We start from the raw sequence: 4,086 nt of genomic DNA on the forward strand, positions 1-4,086 counted from the left end.
ACGTTAGCAAATTCATAAATATGCGTTGCACCCCGAACCACACAGATAATTGCAGGGGCATCCATAAATAAATTACGCACGTTGTCTTCCAGCGATTGCCGCAGCTTACTAATATTTATTTGCGTATTTATCCGTGCCAGTAATTCTTTACTAGAAAATGGCTTTATCAGGTAATCGTCAGCGCCCGTTTCCAACCCTTCAATTTTTGATTCTTCTCCGGCACGGGCTGTGAGGAAAATCACAGGAATATTTGCAGTGGATTTATTGCTTTTAATTTCTTTTAATAAACTAATGCCGTCCATCACCGGCATCATAATATCAGATAGCACCAATGTCGGAACATTTTCTTTTATCTTGTGTAATGCATCCATCCCGTTATTGGCAGTGATAACATTAAAAGTATTTGACAAAATGGAACTGATATGTTCACGCATGTCTACGTTGTCATCAACAACAAGAATGGTTGGAAGAATATTTTTGTCTTTTATGTCAAGTGTATTAGATGATTTCTGTTTTCCTGTTTTAAGTAATGTATCAATTTCATCTACATAAACAGCAGAAGAAATTTCATATGAATCAATTCTTATTTTTGAAATCTGCTGTTCGTTAATATGTTTTTTACCGGTAAGAATTTTTACGGTGAATATGCTTCCCTCATTCAATTTGCTCTCCACATTTATAGTTCCTTGATGCATTTGCACAAGCTCCTTTATAAGCGATAATCCAATTCCTGTGCCTTCATAAGTTCTGCCTGTAACATTTTGTACACGGTGAAAACGCTCAAACATTTTTGGCAATTCGTTTTCAGGAATTCCTATGCCTGTATCTTTTACTTTTAAAACAGCAAAGCCTTCTTCTTCTGATAATTCAACAGTGATGCTTCCTGTAAGCGTATATTTAAAGGCGTTGCTTAAAAGATTGAATACAATTTTTTCCCACATCTGCCTGTCCACATACACAGGTTGAATGATGGTATCGGCTTTTATAATCAGTTTCAATCCTGCTTTTTCTATTACTGAACGAAAGTTAGCTGCAAGATTTTTTGTGAGCGCAACTATATCAACAAGGTTAAACAGTGCCTCTTGTCTTCCACTTTCTATACGGCTAAAATCGAGGAGCGTATTTACCAGCTTGAGCAACCGCATTGCATTGCGCTGTGCAGTTTCAATATGTTGCTTTTCGCTTTTGCTAAAATGATTGTTTTTCTGATTTAATAATTCTTCCAACGGGCTAAGCATGAGCGTAAGCGGTGTACGAAACTCGTGGCTTATGTTGGAGAAAAAAACGGTTTTTGCTTTATCAATTTCGGCAAGGGCTTCCGCTTTTTTTCGCTCATCTACATACGCTTTAGCTTTAGTTAAAGTATTGGTTACAGACGCCGCTAAAAGCTCATAAAACAACCGGTACTTTTCATCGAGGCTTCGCCTTGAACTTACACCTGCTACAAAAAAATAATCATTACGGTCAGTTCCATGAAGGGTTACCGGAAAAACCAATGCTTGCTCAGGCGGCTCAGCATAAGAACCGCAACTAAAGTGTCCGAAAATCTTTTTCAATTCATTTACCTGAATCGCTGTTCCATTTTGAATGGCTTCTTCAATCGGCCAACTACCCGATTGCTTTTCTTGCAGGTTAATTTTTTCCGGAGCAAGAGGTGAATTCTTTTCTACCCCAACATTGCCTTGCAGGGTAGCTTCTGTACCATCAGCTGCAATTGAATACAATAAAACAAACGGAATATCCAGCTCAAAATCTTTTAAACATTCCAATATAAGAGAAGTTGCTTCATCTAAAGTTCTGGCGCTAATGGTACTGTCGGCTACGGCACGTAATACATTTAGTCTTCTTTCTGCAAGGGTTTGCTGTGTAAGTTCTATAACCGGGTGAAACAGCCCGCCTACACCGCCGGATTCATCAAGAATAGGGCTGAAGGAAAAGGTGAAAAAAGTTTCTTCCTTGTATCCATAGCGATCAAGAAAAATGAGCTGATTTTCAAGAAAGCGAGCCTGCCCCAAAGATGCTTCTTCAAACGCAGGTCCAATTACAGGCCAAGCAGAATGCCAACATTCTTTAAAATCCTGACCCATAGATACAGGATGCATATCGCCTGTTATTGGCAAATAACCATCGTTGTAAATCTGCACCCTATTTGGTCCCCAAACAATTGCAATGGGAAAATTGGAGGCAATGCATAAGCTTACCGTAGTTCGCAAACTTTGTGGCCATGTATCCGGTGAACCCAAAGGCGTTTTAGACCAGTCTTTATAACGAATAAGTTCTCCCATTTTACCGCCACCGGAAAGAAAATCGAGCTTGGCGGTTGTTATTTTTTCCTGCATCAGAATGCGGTTTTAAGCTTATTGATGTAAAAGTTTTCTCTAGTTGCCTGCATATTATTTTTACTCAAAAGCGTTATCGCCCGGTTTATTACAACTTTCATTTCTTCAAAATCAGAAGGCTTGCGGATGTAATAATGTGCACCAGTATCATAAAGAAGATTTGCTTTTTCAGGGTCGTAAGAAGTAGAGAAAATCACTATAGGAATCTGTTTGAGAGCCGGGGTATTTTTAATTTCAGTCAAACATTCAGAACCGCTTTTACGGGGCAGGTTTAAGTCAAGAAAAATCACATCGGGAAGAACTGGGATTGTTTGTAACTGAAGCATTAACTGTTGACCATCATGCGCTGTTGAAAGTTGCACAGCTAATTTCAGTTCATTGACAGCGTCTTTAAAGAATAGACAATCGTCCATATCATCGTCTGCAAGGAGAATATGTAGAGGAGGAAGCACACTAATTATTTTTAAATTGTAATATAATCAATATAAATTAAATATTGGGAAGCAAAATTGTGCATAAGTACAACAACGAAATGCTGATGTTGAGAACGTTCTAAATTGAATCTTTAGCTTTGCCGAATAAGGATTGGAAGTCCTCCGCCTCGGTGCCTTTCTCACGCAACGTTCGCTCAGATAAAACTCAAGTACTAAAATAAGTTTTCGCATACAATTTGCCCTACTCTTCCACCTCTGGATTATCAATAACTTGTATAGTTATTATAGGACGAGGCAGTTCGTGATCCGTAATTTTTAAATCTTAATTCACAACCCATCATCCATCCTATCGTCTATCAACCAATTACATTTCTTACCCTCCACTCAAAACAATTTCTTACTAAACCCGTTTCGGAACTTTATCCTCTTTTCAATTTTATTGTATAGGTATGGTTGATGAATAACGGATAATATAAACCTACAAATCAACAGCATTTTAGCAGACATAACCTGCTAAAACTAAAACCTGATTAGATCATTTAATTATAAGAAATAATCTTATCTGTCATTTAAATTTTCCATTGTTATTCCTGCCGGTCCAGGTTATGCAAAGCTTTTATTTTAAAGTAAATATGTTATCAAAGTCAGTTATAAAATAAATTTGATAATACACTATTTCACTATCTCTTATTAAATTAAAACCTCCCCATTCCGGGGAGTTTATTTCAAACATTTGTATTTCTGCCATTGCAAAAAATGCCTGATGGTAGTAACCGTAAAACACTGTTTATTTTTCACAAATCGCTAAGGTTACACCTGTGAAAATATTTACACAATATCTGCTGATAAGGGTAATTTATGTCTATAAAACTGAATCGTTTTATTGAAATAAGTATCTTTTAATTGCATATTTTATGATTTAAAACTGGCATAAAGTTTTATGTATGGTTCGTATCTAAAAAAATAATTACATAATTCTTTAAACAAATTTTAAATGGAAAAGAAACAATCTAATAGCAATGGCACAATGCCCAAAAATGCTTCTTCAAAAAATGGTTCCATTAAATCTGCACAAAAGGTAAAGGCAACGTCATCCGCTGCTCAGGGGTTAAGAGACCTTTTTGAAGATTCACTTAAAGATATTTACTGGGCAGAAAAAGCCCTCGTAAAAGCATTGCCTAAAATGGCAAAAAATGCAACTTCCCAAGAATTGGTAACAGCACTCACAGAACATTTAGATGTTACCAAACAACAGGTAAGCCGTCTGGAAGAAGTGTTCCAGCTTTTAGGAAAACCGGCCCGTGCAAAAAAAT

General features: G+C 36.9%; 3 protein-coding genes. 1 reads left to right on the forward strand and 2 read right to left on the reverse strand.

Annotated features, from left to right (window positions below; genetic code table 11):
• Both H7254_RS16015 and H7254_RS16020 read right to left on the reverse strand, forming a co-directional pair.
• The coding region (locus H7254_RS16015; RefSeq protein ID WP_301933924.1) for a response regulator at positions 1-2,339 on the reverse strand (2,339 nt) is incomplete at its 3' end.
• On the reverse strand, positions 2,339-2,791 hold the full coding sequence (locus H7254_RS16020) for a response regulator (protein ID WP_301933925.1): 453 nt from the start codon (positions 2,789-2,791) through the stop codon (positions 2,339-2,341). The genes H7254_RS16015 and H7254_RS16020, both read right to left, overlap by 1 nt.
• Positions 2,792-3,767: 976 nt before the next feature.
• Here H7254_RS16020 and H7254_RS16025 point away from each other — a divergent pair.
• On the forward strand, positions 3,768-4,086 hold a 319-nt coding region (locus H7254_RS16025; protein WP_301933926.1), incomplete at its 3' end, for a ferritin-like domain-containing protein.

Source organism: Ferruginibacter sp. (assembly GCF_014377975.1).
Classification (GTDB): Bacteria; Bacteroidota; Bacteroidia; order Chitinophagales; family Chitinophagaceae; genus Ferruginibacter.